At 66.2% G+C, this 16,721-nt stretch carries 18 protein-coding genes; 13 read left to right on the forward strand and 5 right to left on the reverse strand.

The features are described from left to right. Window positions 1-27 precede the first annotated feature (27 nt). Together GL300_RS03545 and GL300_RS03550 are read right to left on the reverse strand one after the other, a co-directional pair. Window positions 28-1,203 carry an aminotransferase gene (locus GL300_RS03545; RefSeq protein ID WP_155038168.1) on the reverse strand — a complete coding sequence of 392 codons (1,176 nt, stop codon included), beginning with the start codon at window positions 1,201-1,203 and terminating at the stop codon, window positions 28-30. 4 nt (window positions 1,204-1,207) lie between these two features. Next, window positions 1,208-1,909, reverse strand: a complete 702-nt coding sequence (locus GL300_RS03550) for a hypothetical protein (protein ID WP_155038169.1) — start codon at window positions 1,907-1,909, stop codon at window positions 1,208-1,210. A gap of 118 nt (window positions 1,910-2,027) precedes the next feature. Between GL300_RS03550 and GL300_RS03555 the strand changes: the two genes are divergently transcribed. The 13 genes from GL300_RS03555 (at window position 2,028) to GL300_RS03615 (ending at window position 13,126) form a co-directional block, all read left to right on the forward strand. Beyond that, a complete protein-coding gene (locus GL300_RS03555; protein WP_155038170.1) occupies window positions 2,028-2,618 on the forward strand; it encodes an anthranilate synthase component II in 591 nt (196 codons plus the stop codon). Then, window positions 2,615-3,640, forward strand: a complete 1,026-nt coding sequence (gene trpD / locus GL300_RS03560) for an anthranilate phosphoribosyltransferase (protein WP_155038171.1) — start codon at window positions 2,615-2,617, stop codon at window positions 3,638-3,640. The genes GL300_RS03555 and trpD overlap by 4 nt, the downstream gene beginning before the upstream one ends. After that, on the forward strand, window positions 3,637-4,293 hold the full coding sequence (locus GL300_RS03565; protein WP_155038172.1) for a uracil-DNA glycosylase: 657 nt from the start codon (window positions 3,637-3,639) through the stop codon (window positions 4,291-4,293). Before trpD ends, GL300_RS03565 begins: the two co-directional genes overlap by 4 nt. 8 nt (window positions 4,294-4,301) lie before the next feature. Next, window positions 4,302-5,093, forward strand: a complete 792-nt coding sequence (trpC, locus tag GL300_RS03570) for an indole-3-glycerol phosphate synthase TrpC (RefSeq protein ID WP_155038173.1) — start codon at window positions 4,302-4,304, stop codon at window positions 5,091-5,093. Next, window positions 5,090-5,560: a cyclic pyranopterin monophosphate synthase MoaC gene (gene moaC, locus GL300_RS03575; protein ID WP_155038174.1), complete on the forward strand. Its 471-nt coding sequence runs from the start codon at window positions 5,090-5,092 to the stop codon at window positions 5,558-5,560. Before trpC ends, moaC begins: the two co-directional genes overlap by 4 nt. A 24-nt stretch (window positions 5,561-5,584) precedes the next feature. Further along, window positions 5,585-6,757 carry a molybdopterin molybdotransferase MoeA gene (locus tag GL300_RS03580; protein ID WP_155038175.1) on the forward strand — a complete coding sequence of 391 codons (1,173 nt, stop codon included), beginning with the start codon at window positions 5,585-5,587 and terminating at the stop codon, window positions 6,755-6,757. Window positions 6,758-6,875: 118 nt separating this feature from the next. Beyond that, complete coding sequence (lexA, locus tag GL300_RS03585) at window positions 6,876-7,574, forward strand: transcriptional repressor LexA (protein WP_155038558.1); 699 nt, start codon at window positions 6,876-6,878, stop codon at window positions 7,572-7,574. A 135-nt stretch (window positions 7,575-7,709) separates the two neighbouring features. Further along, a complete protein-coding gene (locus GL300_RS03590; protein WP_155038176.1) occupies window positions 7,710-8,867 on the forward strand; it encodes a D-alanyl-D-alanine carboxypeptidase family protein in 1,158 nt (385 codons plus the stop codon). A gap of 13 nt (window positions 8,868-8,880) precedes the next feature. Next, window positions 8,881-9,480: a dTMP kinase gene (gene tmk, locus GL300_RS03595; RefSeq protein WP_155038177.1), complete on the forward strand. Its 600-nt coding sequence runs from the start codon at window positions 8,881-8,883 to the stop codon at window positions 9,478-9,480. Further along, window positions 9,477-10,559, forward strand: a complete 1,083-nt coding sequence (locus GL300_RS03600; protein WP_155038178.1) for a DNA polymerase III subunit delta' — start codon at window positions 9,477-9,479, stop codon at window positions 10,557-10,559. Before tmk ends, GL300_RS03600 begins: the two co-directional genes overlap by 4 nt. A gap of 28 nt (window positions 10,560-10,587) precedes the next feature. Continuing rightward, entirely contained in the window at window positions 10,588-11,388 is an 801-nt protein-coding gene (locus GL300_RS03605; RefSeq protein WP_155038179.1) for a TatD family hydrolase, read from the forward strand. Then, entirely contained in the window at window positions 11,385-12,185 is an 801-nt protein-coding gene (locus tag GL300_RS03610; RefSeq protein ID WP_155038180.1) for an MBL fold metallo-hydrolase, read from the forward strand. Before GL300_RS03605 ends, GL300_RS03610 begins: the two co-directional genes overlap by 4 nt. Continuing rightward, window positions 12,182-13,126 carry an AEC family transporter gene (locus GL300_RS03615; protein WP_155038181.1) on the forward strand — a complete coding sequence of 315 codons (945 nt, stop codon included), beginning with the start codon at window positions 12,182-12,184 and terminating at the stop codon, window positions 13,124-13,126. Before GL300_RS03610 ends, GL300_RS03615 begins: the two co-directional genes overlap by 4 nt. Before the next feature lie 144 nt (window positions 13,127-13,270). Here the strand turns inward: GL300_RS03615 and GL300_RS03620 are convergent, their stop codons facing one another. The 3 genes from GL300_RS03620 to GL300_RS03630 form a co-directional block, all read right to left on the reverse strand. Beyond that, window positions 13,271-14,224, reverse strand: a complete 954-nt coding sequence (locus GL300_RS03620) for an ABC transporter permease (RefSeq protein WP_155038182.1) — start codon at window positions 14,222-14,224, stop codon at window positions 13,271-13,273. 5 nt (window positions 14,225-14,229) lie between these two features. Beyond that, window positions 14,230-15,531 (reverse strand): ABC transporter permease, encoded by a 1,302-nt coding sequence (locus tag GL300_RS03625; RefSeq protein ID WP_155038183.1) that lies wholly within the window; start codon window positions 15,529-15,531, stop codon window positions 14,230-14,232. A 70-nt stretch (window positions 15,532-15,601) separates the two neighbouring features. After that, window positions 15,602-16,684, reverse strand: a complete 1,083-nt coding sequence (locus GL300_RS03630; protein ID WP_155038184.1) for an ABC transporter substrate-binding protein — start codon at window positions 16,682-16,684, stop codon at window positions 15,602-15,604. Window positions 16,685-16,721 lie beyond the last annotated feature (37 nt).

A 16,721-nucleotide genomic window follows, 5' to 3' on the forward strand; every position in this document is an offset into this window, starting at 1 on the left:
CTGCTCACAAGCGCGCGGGGCGCGCGCTTAGCCGCGAAAACCCGCCAGCCGCCGCATCAACGTGCCGATCCCGGCGACGTCGGCATTGGCAAAGGCGATGCGGACATGGCGCGCGCCGTCCGCGTCGCCCTCGGGCATGAACATGGTGCCGGGCAGCAGCAGCACGCCCGCCTCGCGCACCAACCGCTTGGCCAGTTCCGGCGAAGGCAGGTCAAAAGGATGCTCGACCCAAGCGAAATAGGCCCCGCAGCCCTTGACCTTCCAGCCCTCCAACGAGGCCATCCCGGCATCCATCGCCGCGCGGCGGGCAAGGATCTCGGCCCGCTCACCGGCCAGCCATTCGGTCAGGTTCGCCATGCCCCAAGCCGCACCGATCTGGCCGATCTGGCTGGCGCAGATGGCGACGGTATCAAGGAACTTCTCGATCTCGATCATCCGGGCTTCGCTGGCCACCACAGCGCCGATGCGGTGCCCTGTCAGGCGATAAGCCTTGGAAAAGCTGTACAGATGGATCAGCGTGTCGCCCCAATCGGGATCGGCGAACAGGTGATGCGGCGCGCCGCTGCGGCTGTCGAAATCGCGATAGGTCTCATCCACGATCAGCGCCAGATTGCGCGAGCGGGCCAGATCAAAGAAGGCGCGCAGCGTTTCCGCCGGGTATTCCGCCCCCGAGGGGTTGTTCGGGCTGACCAGCACGATGGCGCGGGTGCGGTCGGTGATCAGCTTTGCGGCCTCGGCGGCATCGGGGATCATCCCCTGCCCGCAATGCAGCCCGACCGAGCGGATGCCCTGCATGTCCAGCCACATCTTGTGGTTGAAATACCACGGCAGCGGCAGGATGATTTCATCGCCCGGCCCGGCCAGCGTCTGGATCGTGGCGCAGAAGGCCTGGTTGCAGCCCTGAGTGATCGCGACCTGCTCGGGGCGGATCACGCCGCCATAGGCGCGGCTCCAATCCGTGGCCACGGCCTCGCGCAGCTCGCTGCGGCCCAAAACCGGGCCGTAGAAATGCGCGTCGGGCTGGTTGAGCGCGGCTTCCGACATGGCACGGCGCAGCGGTTCCGGCGGCGGATCGACCGGGGCGGCCTGGCTCACGTTGATCAGCGGGCGCTCGGGGGTGAAGGTGACGCCTTCCAGCCAGCGCCGCGCCTCCATTACGGGCGGGCGGAAGGTGGCGGCAATGGCGGGGTTCAGGGGAAGCATCGGATCACTCGTTTGTCCCGTTCAGGCGCAGGGCGCCAAAATCGGGAGGGGTGGAAAGGTTCAGGCCCTGTTCCGGCGCGGGCGCACTGGCCGGTTGCGGATCGGGCTGCGGTTCGGATGGCAGTGCAAAGACCGGCTCGTCAGCCGGTGCCGCCAGCCCCTGCGGGGCCGCGCGTGACGCGGACTGCATGGCGGCGGGGCTGTCGGGCGGGGTGTCCGGCAGCGCGATCGGGTCGGGGGCCGGGGCGGACATGCCCGAAACTTCGGGGACTTCGCCCCGCGCCTCGGGCGGCAGGGCAGGATCGGCGGGGGCGGGCAGGGATTCGGCCTGCGGGGCCGGCGCGACAGGAGCCTCGACCGATCGCGGCGCGACCGCGGCCATCGGCGCGGGTGAGACCGGGGCGATATCGGTGCCGCGCGCGAACTCCGATCCTTCGGGCGGGGTCATATCCTCGACCACCGGGGATTGGGATGGGGCGGGCACCGGAGCGGCGGGCGGGGGCGCGGCGGGCGGGGGCGAACTGTCTGGGATAGCTGGCGGATCAACCTTGACCACCGGTGCTGGTGGCGGGGCGGGTGTGATCGCCTCGGGGGTCGAGGTCTGGTCGCGCCGGGCCGGTTGCGGCAGGATCAGCGACAAAGCGGCCAAGGCGGCGGCGCAGGTCAGCGCCCCGTGAAACAGTCCCGCCGCAAATCCCTTTGCCATGCGCGATACGGCCCTCCGCCCCTGTTTTTATTGCCCGCGGGGTTGACCCTTGTGCAGGCTTTGCACCATCTATAGCCGCAGATTTTCCGGGGTTCACCCCCCAATGCAAGGCCCTGCCATGATCCTGCTCATCGACAATTACGACAGCTTCACATGGAACCTCGTGCATTACATGGGCGAGGCAGGAGCCGATGTCAGGGTCTGGCGAAACGATGCGCTGACCGTGGACGAGGCTTTGGGCATGGGCGCGCAGGGGATCGTGATCTCTCCCGGTCCCTGCGATCCGGCACAGGCCGGGATCATCGTCCCGCTGATCCGGGCCGCGTCGGAACGTGCGATTCCGCTGTTCGGCGTCTGCCTTGGCCATCAGGCCATTGGCGAGGCATTCGGCGGCAAGGTCGTCCGCGCCAGCCGGATCGTCCACGGCAAGACCGATGCGATCAGCCATGACGGCACCGGCGTTTTCACCGGCCTGCCCTCGCCCTTGACCGCGACGCGCTACCATTCGCTGACGGTGGAACCCGAAAGCCTGCCCGACTGCCTGCGCGTCACCGCGACGGCGGCAGATGGCACGATCATGGGGCTGATGCACCGGACCCTGCCGATCGAGGGCGTGCAGTTCCACCCGGAAAGCATCGCCTCGGAATATGGCCATGACATGATCCGCAACTTCCTGCGCCGCTGCTCGAACATGGAATCGGCGGCATGAGCGCGTCGGATATCCGCCCGCTGATCGGCATCGCCGCCGAGCGTCCCCTGACCGGGTCCGAAGCCGAGGCCGCCTTTTCGGCGCTGTTCGAGGGTGCGGCCACCCCCGCCCAGATCGGTGGCCTGTTGATGGCGATGCGCGTGCGCGGCGAAACGGTCGAGGAAATCGCCGCCGCCACCCGCGCCATGCGCGCCCGCATGAACCGCATCAAGGCCCCCGACGACGCCATCGACATCGTCGGCACCGGCGGCGACGGCAAGGGCACGCTGAACATCTCGACTGCGACGGCCTTTGTCGTGGCGGGTGCGGGCGTGCCGGTCGCCAAGCATGGCAACCGCAACCTGTCCTCGAAATCTGGCTCGGCCGACGCGATGACCCATCTGGGCCTGAACGTCATGACCCCGCCCGAGGTCGCGGAAAGGGCGCTGGCCGAGATCGGCATCTGCTTCATGATGGCGCCGATGCACCACCCGGCCATGCGCCATGTCGGACCGGCCCGCGCCGAGTTGGGCACGCGCACCATCTTCAACCTGCTGGGACCGATGACCAATCCCGGCTCGGTCCGCAGGCAGCTGACCGGGACCTTCGACCGGATCTGGAACCGCCCGATGGCCGAAACCCTGCGCGAGCTGGGCAGCGACATGGCGTGGCTGGTGCATGGCTCGGACGGCACGGATGAGATCTCGATCGCCGGGGTGACCTGGGTCGCGCAGCTGAAAGAGGGCGAGATCACCGAATTCGAGATCACCCCCGCCGATGCCGGGATCGACAGCCACCCGTTCGATGCCATCCTTGGCGGCGATCCGGCGCAGAATGCGGGTGCCCTGCGCGGGCTGCTGGCGGGCGACCGCGGTGCTTACCGCGATGCGGTGCTGCTGAACTCGGCCGCCGCCCTGCTGATCGCGGGCAAGGCCGCCGATCTGCGCGAGGGGGCGGCAATGGCGCGCGACTCCATCGACAGCGGCAAGGCCAAGGCCAAGCTGGAGGCCCTCGCCGCACATGTCGGCGCGCCCGAGGCATGAGCCTGCCCGAAGCCTGGGCCGGACTGCCCTTTTTCGATCAGGACTGGCCGGGCATCAGCGCCCGGCTGGACGGTCAGGACTGGCTGCCGGGCGCGTCCCGCGTCTTTGCCGCGTTGAAGCTGACCCCGCCCGAAGCCGCCCGCGTCGTCATTCTGGGTCAGGACCCCTACCCGACGCCGGGACATGCGAACGGGCTGGCCTTTTCGGTCACGCCGGAAACCGCGCTGCCGCGTTCGCTCAAGAACATCTACACCGAGATGCGCGAGGATCTGGGCCACGCCCCACCGAATGGCGACCTCAGCCATTGGGCGCGGCAAGGGGTCTTGCTGCTCAACACCTCGCTTTCCGTGCTGCCCGGACAGGCGGGGGTGCATGCGAAATGGGGCTGGGACCGTCTGGCGCGTCAGGCCGTTGCCCGCGCGCAGAAGGAACGCCCGCTGGCCTTCATCCTGTGGGGCGCGCATGCGCAAAAGGCACTGGCCGGTCTGCCGCGCGCACAGGATCTGGTGATCGAGACCGCCCATCCCTCTCCCTTGTCGGCCCGGCGCGGGTTTTTCGGCTCGCGTCCGTTCAGCCGGGTCAATGACTGGCTGGCGGCCCGCGGCGATATGCCCATTGACTGGGCCCTTTCCGAAACAGCCGTCGCAGGGTAAAAACGCGCATGGATATTCTTGACCGCATCAAAGCCTACAAGCTTGAGGAAATCGCAGCCGCCAAGGCCGCTCGCCCGCTGGCCGGGGTCGAGGAAGCCGCCCGCGCCGCTGATGCTCCGCGCGGTTTCGCCCGTGCGCTGTCTGACAAAGCTGCGACCGGCCATGCCCTGATCGCCGAGATCAAGAAAGCCAGCCCGTCCAAGGGCTTGATCCGCCCCGATTTCGACCCGCCGTCGCTGGCGCAGGCCTATGAGGCCGGTGGTGCCGCCTGTCTGTCGGTGCTGACCGATGGCCCCAGCTTTCAGGGCGCGCCGGAATTCCTGACCGCGGCCCGCGCCGCCTGCAACCTGCCCGCGTTGCGCAAGGATTTCCTCTACGACACCTATCAGGTGGCCGAGGCCCGCGCATGGGGTGCCGATTGCATCCTGATCATCATGGCATCCGTCGATGATGCGCTGGCCGCCGAGCTTGAGGACGCGGCCCTGCATTGGGGCATGGACGCGCTGATCGAGGTCCATGACCGCGAAGAACTGGACCGCGCGCTGCGCCTGAAATCGCCGCTGATCGGGGTCAACAACCGCAACCTGAAGACCTTCGAGATCAGCATCCAGAACACGCTGGATCTGGCCCCGCATGTGCCCTCTGACCGCGATCTGGTCTGCGAAAGCGGGCTGTTCACCCCTGCCGACCTGAACCTGATGGCGGGTGCCGGGGTCAAGCGCTTCCTGATCGGCGAAAGCCTGATGCGGCAGGCCGATGTGACCGGGGCCACCCGCAATATTCTGGGCCTTGCCGCATGACGCTCACGCATTTCGACGCGCAGGGTCAGGCCCATATGGTCGATGTCTCGGACAAGGCCGAGACCGCGCGCGAAGCCGTGGCCGAAGGTGTGGTGATCATGTCGGCGGAAACTTTGGCGCTGGCCCAAGGCGGCGCGGCCAAGGGCGATGTCATGGGCGTCGCGCGTCTGGCCGGAATCATGGGGGCCAAGCGCACCTCGGATCTGATCCCGCTGTGCCATCCTTTGCCGATCACCAAGGTCGCCGTCGAACTGGCGGCCGAACCCGATCTGCCCGGCATCCGCGTCACCGCCACCGTCAAGACCGCCGGCAAGACCGGTGTCGAGATGGAGGCCCTGACCGCCGTCACCACCGCCTGCCTGACCGTCTATGACATGCTCAAGGCGGCGCAGAAGGACATGCGGATCGAAGGCATCCGCCTGCTGTCCAAGACCGGCGGCAAATCGGGCGAGTTCCGCGCCCCCTGAGTTCCGCCCCTGAAAGGGTCCCCCATGATCAGCGTCGACGAAGCCCGCTCCCTTGTCCTTGCCTTGGCGCAACCGCCCGAGTCCGAGGAAATCGCGGTCGCCGAGGCGCTGGGTCGTGCGATGGTCGCCCCCGCCGTGGCACGCCTTACCCAGCCGCCCTTCGATGCCTCGGCCATGGACGGCTATGCGCTGCGCTCCTCGGATCTGCCCGGCCCGGTCGAGGTGATCGGCACGGCGGCGGCGGGCGAGCCCTTTGCCGGGGAAACCCCACCCGGCTCGGCCATCCGCATCTTTACCGGGGCCGAGGTGCCGTCCGGCTATGACCGCGTGGTGATGCAGGAACATGTCACCCGCGAAGGAGACCGCATCACGGTCGAGGGTGCGAGCGCGAATTTGAATATCCGTTTGCGGGGCAACGATTTCACCGAAGGCACAGCGTTCCGGCCGGACCGGGCGCTGCGGGCCTCGGATCTGGGACTGATCGCGGCAATGAACGTGGCGCGGGTCAGCGTCGCCCGCCGCCCTCGCGTCGCGGTGCTGGCGGGCGGGGATGAATTGGTCCGTCCCGGCCAGCAGCCCGGCGCGGGACAGATCGTCAGCTCGAACGACATCGCGATTGCGGCGCTCGCGCGCGAGGCCGGGGCCGAGCCCTTTATCCTGCCCCTTGCCCGGGACACCGAAGACAGCCTGCGCGCCCGCTTTGCCGAGGCCGAAGGTGCCGACCTGATCGTGACCATCGGCGGCGCGTCGGTCGGCGATCACGACCTGATCGCGCGCGTGGCCGAGGGGCTGGGGATGGAGCGGTCCTTCTACAAGCTGGCGATGCGCCCCGGTAAGCCGCTGATGGCGGGCCGGATCGGCGACACCGCCATGCTGGGCCTGCCGGGCAACCCGGTCTCGGCCATTGTCTGCGCAAAGCTGTTCATGCAGCCGCTGATCCGCGCCATGCAGGGTCTGCCCGCGGGCGACGGCGTGGCACAGGCCGTACTGGACCGCGACCTTCCCCCCGAGGGCGACCGCCAGCATTACCTGCGCGCGCGGCTGATCCCCGGCGAAAGCCTGCCCCGGATCGCGCCGTTTGAGGATCAGGACAGCGCCCGCCTGTGGGTTCTGGCCGAGGCCGACGCCCTGTTGGTGCGCCCTGCCCATGACCCGGCACGCAAGGCGGGCGAGCAGGTCAGCTTCATCGCGCTGTAAGTCACAGCGTGGTTAACCGCTTATTTACGCGAATCGGCATAGTCATTGACGCAAGGGTTTGATCGTTCTAGAACATTCAAGGAACATCATGACATTCGCGGCGGAGCAGGAAAAGACGATGCTGACCAGGAAGCAAATCCAGCTGCTTGAATTCATTCAGGCGCGCATGGCCCGCGACGGCGTGCCTCCGTCCTTCGATGAGATGAAACTGGCGCTGGATCTGCGGTCGAAATCGGGCATTCACCGTCTTGTGACGGCGCTTGAGGAACGCGGTTTCATCCGCCGTCTGCCGCATCGCGCTCGTGCGTTGGAAATCCTGCGCCTGCCCGACAACCTGAGCAAGGGCGCGGGTTTTCAGCCGCGCGTGATCGCGGGCAGCGCCCCGGAACGTCCCGCCCCCGCCCCGCGCGGCGCGATGGAGGTCGCGATTTCGGCGGTCGAGCTGCCGGTGATGGGCCGCATCGCCGCCGGCGTTCCGATCGAGGCGATCTCGGAAGTCTCGCATCACATTGCCGTTCCCAGCACCATGCTCAGCGCGCAGGACAGCCACTATGCGCTTGAAGTAAAAGGTGATTCCATGATCGAAGCCGGGATCAACGACGGCGATGTCGTGGTGATCCGCGAACAGACCACCGCCGAGAATGGCGATATCGTCGTGGCGCTGGTCGAGGGCTTTGAGGCGACCTTGAAGCGCTATCGCCGCAAGGGCGGGATGATCGCGCTGGAGGCCGCAAACCCGGCCTATGAAACCCGCGTTCTGCCCGAGGACAAGGTGCGCGTGCAGGGCCGTCTGGTCGGCCTGATCCGCAGCTACTGAAAGAAGGCCCGAACCACGGGCCTGCCCATGTCGCGCATCATGAAAAACGCGGGCCGCGACGGCCCGTGCGGCGTTGCGGCCACGCGACGGCTGCGATAGTCATATGCCCAAACCGACAGGTCTCAAGGATACTCCATGCGCCTCATGACGCTTCGCATCATCGCCCTTGTCATGGCGTTCGCCCTGCCCGCGCGCGCCTTCGACACCAATGCCAGCGCCGCCTGGGTCTATGATGTCGCGACAGGCACGGTCCTGATGGAGAAGAACGCCGACACCCCGCTGCCCCCGGCCTCGATGTCCAAGCTGATGACCCTGAACATGCTGTTCGAGGCCCTGCATGATCGCCGTGTGACCATGGATCAGACCCTTCCGGTGTCGACCAAGGCATGGAAGATGGGCGGGTCGAGGATGTTTGTCGAACCCGCCGACCGGCCGAGCGTCGAGGAACTGATCCACGGCATCATCATCAACTCGGGCAACGATGCCTGCGTCGTGGTCGCCGAGGAACTCGCCGGGACCGAGGAGGCCTTTGCCCGGTCGATGAACCAGCGCGCCAAGGAACTGGGCATGACGAAATCGCATTTCGCCAACGCCTCGGGATGGCCGGACCCCGAACATGTCATGTCGATGCACGATCTGGGCACGCTGGCGCTGCGACTGATCACCGAATTCCCCGATCTTTACCCGAATTTCGGCATGACGCAGTTCAGCTACAAAGGGCGGGTGCCCTCCAACAAGAACAACCGCAACCCGCTGCTGCATCTTGGCGGCGGCGACTGGAAGGCTGACGGGCTCAAGACCGGCCATACGCAGGAAGCAGGCTACGGTCTGGTCGGCTCGGCGGTTCAGGGCGGACGGCGCATCATCTTTGTGATTTCCGGCCTGCCCAGCGATCGCGCCCGCGCCGAAGAGGCCGAGCGGATCGTTAACTGGGCCTATCGCCAGTTCACCATGCGCACTATCGTCCCCAAGGGCGAAATCGTCGCGCAGGCTCCGGTCTGGCTGGGTGACCAAAGCAAGGTCGGCCTGACCACCGAAGACGGCGTCAAGGTGCTGCTGCCCGCCGGCTCGCAATCGGGCGTCACCGCCGAGGCCGTGTTCAACGGCCCGATCGAGGCACCGATCACCAAGGGCGACAAGCTGGGTGAGTTGCTGGTCAACATCCCCGGCGCCGGCCAGTCGCGCCTGCCGCTGCTGGCGGCCAGCGATGTCGGCCGCGCAGGCGTGTTCGGGCGGCTGCAGAACGCGGCCTCGCGCCTGAGCCAGCACGCCATGCAGGCCGTGAACAACTAAGCCGCTGGCCGGGATGTTCATCAGCTTCGAGGGGATTGACGGTTCGGGGAAATCGACGCAGGCGCGGCGGCTGGCGGATACGCTGCGCAGCCGTGGCGTGACGGTCTCGCTGACCCGCGAACCCGGCGGCAGCGAAGGCGCCGAGCAGATCCGCAAGCTGCTGGTTGAGGGTCGCGGCGAACGCTGGTCCCCGGAAACCGAGTTGCTGCTGTTCACCGCTGCACGACGCGACCATGTCGAACGCCTGATCCGGCCCGCGCTGGCGCGGGGCGAGACTGTGATTTCAGATCGCTTCGCCGATAGCTCGCGGGTCTATCAGGGACTGGTCCGGGCCGAAAACCGCCAGCTGGTCGAAGATCTGCACCGTCTGGTCATCGGCATCGAACCCGACCTGACCTGCATCATCGACACCGATCCCGCCACCGCCCGTGGTCGCGGCGCGGAACGCGGCGGGACCGAGGACCGTTTCGAAAGCCTCGGGCTGGAGTTCCAAAAACGGCTGCGGGCAGGTTTTCTGGCGTTGGCGCAGGAGTTTCCCGACCGCATCCGGCTGATCGACGGCAGCGGCTCGCAGGACGAGGTCGCGGCCCGCGTCCTTGCCGCCCTGCCATGAGCGACGAGGATATCCCCGAACCCGACCGTGCCCCCGGTGCCCCGCATCCGCGCGAGGCGAGCCAGGTTCTGGGTCAGGATCAGGCGGTCGCGGATTTCCTTGGCGCGGCCCGTGCGGATCGCCTGCATCACGGCTGGCTGCTGACCGGTCCGCGCGGGACGGGCAAGGCTACCCTTGCCTGGGCCCTGGCGAAATGGCTGTTGTCCGGCGGCGCGCCGGACCGCCTGTGGACCGACCCCGAAGCCCCGGTCGTGCGCCGCATCCGGGCGCTGTCGGAACCCCGCCTGATGCTGGTGCGCCGTCCCGTCGATGAAAAGACCGGCCGTATCCGCACCGAGATCACCGTGGATGAAATCCGCCGGCTGCAATCCTTTTTCCACATGTCCGCAGCCGAAGGTGGCCGCCGTGTGGCGATCATCGACGCCGCCGATGAGATGAACCTTGCCGCCGCCAATGCGCTGCTGAAGCAGCTTGAGGAGCCGCCGAAAGGTGCGGTCCTGATCCTTGTCGCGCATCAGCCGGGTCGCCTGCTGCCCACCATCCGCTCGCGTTGCCGCGAATTGCGGCTGCTGCCACTGGCCCCAGATGGCATGGCCGCCATCCTGCGCGATCTGGGAATCGAGGGCGATCCCGCGCGGCTGGCTGCCCTTTCAGGCGGTTCGGTCGGAGAGGCGGTTCGCCTTGCCGGTCAGGGCGGATTGGACCTGTATCAAGCCATCGTCCGTCTGTTCGCCGATTACCCCCGCATCGACCGCCGGGCCGTGGCGGCGCTGGCCGACACCGCCGCAGGCCGCCCCAGTGCCGATGGCGACCCTTTCGATCTGATCGTCACGCTGATCGACCGCTTCCTGACCCGCGCCGCACGCGCGGGCCTTCTGGGTCCACCCTATCCCGAAGCCGCCGAGGGCGAGGCCGAGGTTCTGGCCCGCATTGCGCCCGATCAGCGGGCAGCGCAGCTTTGGGCGGCAGCGCAAGCCGAACTATCGGCACGTGCGCGCTTGGGCCGGGCGGTCAACCTTGACCCTTCCGCGCTGGTGATGGATATGCTGATCGGGCTTGCGAACCAGCCCGCATCCTGAAGCCTGCCACAAACGGGGAGCCTGTCCGATGTCCGAAACCCCCGCTTTGCCCGAGCTTGTCGACAGCCACTGCCATCTGGACTTCCCCGATTTCCAAGGCCAACAGGCCGAACTGATCGCCCGCGCCAATGCGCTTGGCGTGCGCCGCATGGTCACGATCTGTACGCGCCTGCAGAACGAACCCGCGGTCCGCGCTTTGGCCGAGGCCCATGAAGGTGTCTTCTATGCCGCGGGCACGCATCCGATGTATGCCGCCGAGGAACCTCTGGTCGCGGTCGAGGAACTGGTCCTGCTGGCGCGTCACCCGAAATTCGTCGGCATCGGCGAGACGGGCCTTGATTACCATTACACCGCCGAAAGCGCGATCATTCAGGCCGAAAGCCTGCGCATCCATATCGAGGCCGCGCGCCGCACCGGTCTGCCGTTGATCATCCATTCGCGCGACGCGGATGCCGACATGACCCGCATCTTGACCGAGGAGCACCGCATCGGGGCCTTCGACTGCGTGATGCATTGCTATACCAGCGGCCCGGAACTGGCCCGCGCCGCGCTGGATCTGGGCTTTTACCTGTCGATGTCCGGGATCGCGGCCTTCCCGCGCTCGACCGAGATCCGCGAGATCTTCGCCGCCGCCCCTCTCGACCGCATTCTGGTCGAAACCGACGCGCCCTATCTGGCCCCCCCGCCCTATCGCGGCAAGCGCAACGAACCCGCGCATGTCGTCCATACCGCCCGGATCGGGGCCGAGGCATTGGGACTGTCCGAGGCCGAGTTCCGCGCCCAGACCACCGCGAATTTCGACCGCCTGTTCGCCAAGGCCGCTGCATGATCCGTGCCACGATCCTTGGCTGTGGCTCATCGGGCGGCGTGCCGCGGCTGGGCAACCGCTGGGGTGAGTGCGATCCGCAAAACCCCCGCAACCGCCGCCGCCGCTGCGCGCTGCTGCTGGAACGCGAAGGACCGATGGGGGTGACGCGCGTCCTGATCGACACCGGTCCGGATCTGGTGCCGCAGCTGCTGGATGCCGGCATCGGAGAGCTGGACGCCGTCGTCTATACCCATGCCCATGCCGACCATATCCACGGCATCGACGACCTGCGCCAGATCGTCTTCAACATGGGCAAGCGCATGCCGGTCCATGCCGATGCGCGTACCGCCGCAGCACTGATGCAGCGCTTCGGTTATGTGTTCGAGACGCCGCCCGGTTCGTCCTATCCGCCGATCTGCCAGATGCATCTGATCGAGGGGCCGATCCGCATCACCGGTGCGGGCGGGGCGTTGGAACTGATCCCCTTCGCTGTCGATCACGGCGATACCGAGGCGCTGGGATTCCGCATTCCCGCCGATCGCGGCGGGCTGGTCTATCTGCCCGATGTCAAGGACATCCCCGAGGCGGCCTGGCCCGCGATCATCGGCGCGCAGACCTTCATCTGCGACGGCTTGCGCCGCAAGCCGCATCCCAGCCATGCCCATCTGGCGCTGACGCTGGACTGGATCGCACGCTCTGGCTGCGCTCATGGCGTGATCACCAACATGCATATCGATCTCGATTACGACGATGTCATGGCCGAGACGCCGGACAATGTCATCCCTGCTCATGATGGACTGGTGCTACATCTGACATGACCATTCTTTTCGACGTCATCCTTCCGGTCTTCATCGTCATCGGCTTTGGCTATCTGGTTGCCTGGCGAAAGATGTTCACCGAGGTCGCCGTCGATGGGTTGATGCGATTTGCCCAGAACTTCGCCGTGCCCGTGCTGCTGTTCACCAATGTGGCGCGGCTGGATCTGGCGGCGAACTTCAACCTTGGCATGTGGATCGCCTTTTATACCGGGGCGTTCCTGTCCTATTTCCTGGGCTGGGGCGTCTCGCGGTTCTATCTCAAGCGCAGCCCCGAGGATGCGGTGGCGATCGGCTTCTGCTGCCTGTTCTCGAACTCGCTGCTGCTGGGCATCCCGATCATGGAACGCGCCTATGGGCATGAGGCGCTGGCCGGCAACGTCGCCATTATCGCGATCCATTCGCCGCTGCTTTACACCTTTGGCATCACCATGATGGAGATCACCCGCGCGCGCGGCCAAAGCCTGCGCGTCGGCCAGATCGCGATGCGGGCGCTGTCGGGCGTTCTGCATACGCCGCTGATCCTGGGGATTCTCAGCGGTGCGGTGATGAATGTCCTGCTCAGCGCCGGGCTGGTCATGCCCGAGGGCTTCTGGGCCGCCGCCGACATGATGGCCCGCGCGGCTCTGCCCGCGGCGCTGTTCGGTCTGGGCGGCGTTCTTTATCGCTACCGCCCCGAGGGCGACAGCACTGCCATCGCACTCTGCTGCATCTGCTCGCTGGTGATCCATCCGGTCACCACCTATGGGCTGGGGCTGATGTTCAAGCTGCCAACCGAGGCGATGCGTTCCGCCGTGATCACCGCCAGCATGGCGCCGGGCGTGAATGCCTATCTGTTCGCGGCGATCTACAATTCCGCAAAACGCGTCGCAGCCTCGACGGTGCTGGTCTCGACAGCCTTGTCGATGCTGACGATCTGGTTCTGGATCTCGGTCCTGCCATAGAGGCAGGCGCGCTGCGGCGGGCGGACGGTCCGGGCGGCACCAGCAGCGGCCTCCGGCGGGGGTATTTCGGAAACGAAGAAGCCGCGACCGCCATGAAAACGCCGCCACGAAGGGCGGCGGGTTCAGGGCCGGGGTGTGAGCCGCTCAATGCGGCGTGACGCCCCGCAGCCGCTCGGACCGGCGACGCAGCAGTTCCACCACCGTCAGCAGCGCGACCGAGAAGATCACCAGCAATGTCGCGACGGCCAGGATCGCGGGCGAGATCTGCTCACGGATGCCGTTCCACATCTGGCGCGGAATGGTCTGCTGGTCGGGGCCGGCGATGAACAGGACCGCGACAACCTCATCGAAGGAGGTGACAAAGGCAAACAGCGCGCCCGAGATCACGCCGGGCAGGATCAGCGGCATGATCACGCGGAAAAACGTCGTGCGTGGGTTGGCGCCAAGGCTGGCCGCCGCCCGCGACAACGACTGATCGAACCCGACCAGCGTCGCCGTCACCGTAATGATGACAAAGGGGATGCCCAGCGTCGCATGGGCCAGGATCACGCCCAGATAGGTCCCGGCAAGCCTGCCGCATTGCGGGTTCAGCCCGATCCAGGTCAGTGGCTCGCAGGGGTTCGAATAAAAGAAGAACATCCCCGTCGCCGTGATGATGATCGGCACGATCATCGGCGAGATCAGGATTGCCATGATCACCCGGCGATAGGGCATTTCCGGCCGTGACAGCCCCAGTGCCGCCAGTGTCCCCAGCACGGTTGCCACGATCGTCGCGAAGAAGCCGATGATCATCGAGCTTTTCGCCGCCTGCACCCATTTCGCGTTCTGCCAGACATCCGCCCACCAGCCCAGATCACGTGGAGCCTCGGGCTTGACCATGCCGAAGGTCAGCAGGCTGTCATACCAGCGCATCGAATAACCCGTCGGGTCAAAGGACAGCATCTTGTCGGTGAAGGTGAAATAGGGCTCGGCGTTGAAGCTCAGCGGGATCACCACGACGATCGGCGCGATCAGAAAGAAGAAGATCGCCGCACAGATCGCGAGATAAGCGTAATGCCAGGCCCGCTCCAGCTTGGTCGCATAGGTTGGAAGCGCCATGTCGATTACCCCAGTTTCAGATTGTCGATGCCGACAAGGCGGTCATAGACCCAGTACAGGATCAGCACCCCGCCCAGCAGCAATGTGGCCAGCGCCGCCGCCAGCGACCAGTTCAGCGTCTGCGTCATATGCATCGCGATCATGTTCGAGATCAGCTGCCCGGACGAGCCGCCGACCAAGGCAGGCGTGATGTAATAGCCGACCGCAAGGATGAAGACCAACAGCGCCCCTGCCCCCAATCCCGGCAGGGTTTGCGGGAAATAGATCCGGCGGAAGGCGGTCCAGCTGGTCGCACCCAGCGAACGGGCGGCGCGGACATAGGACGGATTGATCGTGCGCATCACCGAATAAAGCGGCAGGATCATGAACGGCAGCAGGATATGGGTCATGGCGATGATCGTGCCGGTCTGGTTGAAGATCATCTGCAGCCGCTGATCGTCGCGGATGACGCCCAGCCAGACGAGGATATCGTTCACCACGCCCTGCTGCTGCAACAGCACCATCCAGGCCGTGGTCCGGACCAGCAGCGAGGTCCAGAAGGGCAGCAGGACAAGGATCATCAGCAGGTTCGACTTGCGCATGGGCAAGGTCGCCAGCAGATGCGCGATCGGAAAGCCCAGCAAGAACGTCGTGCAGGTAATGATCAGCGACAACCAGAAAGTGCGCATGAACAGCTTGAGGTAAATCCGCTGCTGTTCGGCCACCTGCACGATATTGCCGTTATCGTCCCGCGTCCGGTCCATCGCGGCCAGATAGAAGTTGCCGGTATAGGGCGAGGACGCCTCGCGCATCACCGACCACAGCCGGGGGTCGCCCCATTTCTGGTCGATGTCCAGCATCGCGTCGCGATAGGGCGGCTCAAGCCCGTCCCTGACCTTGCGGCCCGCCCCGGTGAACAGTGAGCGCGTGCCCGCCATGTCATAATTGATCCGCGTGCCGACCACGCCGATGGTCTTGGACTCGGCGGCGGCCTGCAGGTCGGCGGCCAGCGCGCCCCATGCCGCCTCATCGGGTTCGGTGCCGCGCGGGTTGGCATCGAACCAAGCGCTCAGCTGCGGCATGTTCGCGGAAAAGCCGTCATTCTTGATCGAGCGTTGCAGCATCTGGCCGATCGGCAACACGAAGGTGAGCAGGATAAAGGCCAGCAGCGGCAGCACCAGCAGAAAGGCCCGCCGCCGCGCCCGGCGCGAGCTGCGCGCCAAGGCGCGGGAAAGCGGCTGTCCGTCGGCGGTCTGCAGCGTGCCCTCGGGCAGAAGGCCGACGGCCTCGGTCACGATCGCGGCATGGGGGTCAAGGGCTTTGGCCATCCTGGTCCTTCAAAGGTCGTCAGTCGGTCGAAGGGCGCCGCCGCCCGGAATGGACGGCGGCGGAATTGGGTCAGCTTGCCGCCAGCCAGGAGTTGAACTGCTCGGTCAGCTCGGCGTTGTGGTCGGCCCAGAATTCCGGGTCATCCATGACGGCGGTCTTCATGTGATCCGCGACGGTCGGCATATGCGGGGCCATCTCGGTCTTGCCGTCCTGGTACATGCCGACCAGCGCCGCCGAGCTTTTGCGCGCCGGGCCATAGGCGATGTATTTTGCCTGATCGGCCAGACGCTGGGTGTCGGTCGCGAATTTCAGGTATTCCATCGCGGCTTCGGGGTTCGGCGCGTCCTTGGGAATGGCGAACATGTCCATGTCCATGTACTGCCCGTCCCAGATGATCTCGAAGGGCTTGCCCTCGCCGACCATGGCGTCGAAGAAGCGGCCGTTATAGCCGGTGGCCATCACCACCTCGCCATCGGCCAGCAACTGCACGGGCTGCGCGCCCGCTTCCCACCAGACGACATCCTTCTTGATCGTGTCGAGCTTCTTGAAGGCCTGCGCGACGCCTTCGGGGGTCGAGAGCGTCTCATAGACCTTGTCGGGCGCGACGCCATCGGCGATCAGCGCCAGATACAGGGTGCGCTTGGGGTTCTTGGGCAGGCCGCGCTTGCCGGGGAACTTGGTCGTGTCGAAGAAATCGGCGGCGGTCGACGGTTTCGTATCCGCGAACTTCGTGGTGTCGAAGGCGATGACCGTGCCCCAATAGATGTTGGCGACCGCGCAATCCTGCAGCGCGCCGTCAAGGAAGTCCTCGGCAGCCGCGGTGCCGTCGGGTGCTGCGGGAAGCGAGGCCGGGTCGATCTCGACCAGCGCACCTTCGTCGCACAGGCGGATCGCGTCCGAAACCTCGATGTCAAAGACGTCGCCGGTGACGTTCTTGGCCTCGACCTGCGCCTTGAGCGGCGTGGCCGGGTTGTCGGCGGCGATCATGTTGACCTTGATGCCGGTCTTTTCGGCGAAGGGCTTGTTATAGGCTTCGACCTGCGACTTCTCATAGGCGCCACCCCAGGAGACGACGTTCACCTCCTTGTTCTGGGCCTGGGCCGCAAAGGCCAGACCGCAGAGGGCCGAAGTCAGAATCAGTGTTCTTCTCATGGCTTTTTTAACTCCCTGTTTGCGTATCCGGCTCTTT

The organism is Paracoccus litorisediminis (assembly GCF_009711205.1).
Taxonomy (GTDB): domain Bacteria; phylum Pseudomonadota; class Alphaproteobacteria; order Rhodobacterales; family Rhodobacteraceae; genus Paracoccus; species Paracoccus litorisediminis.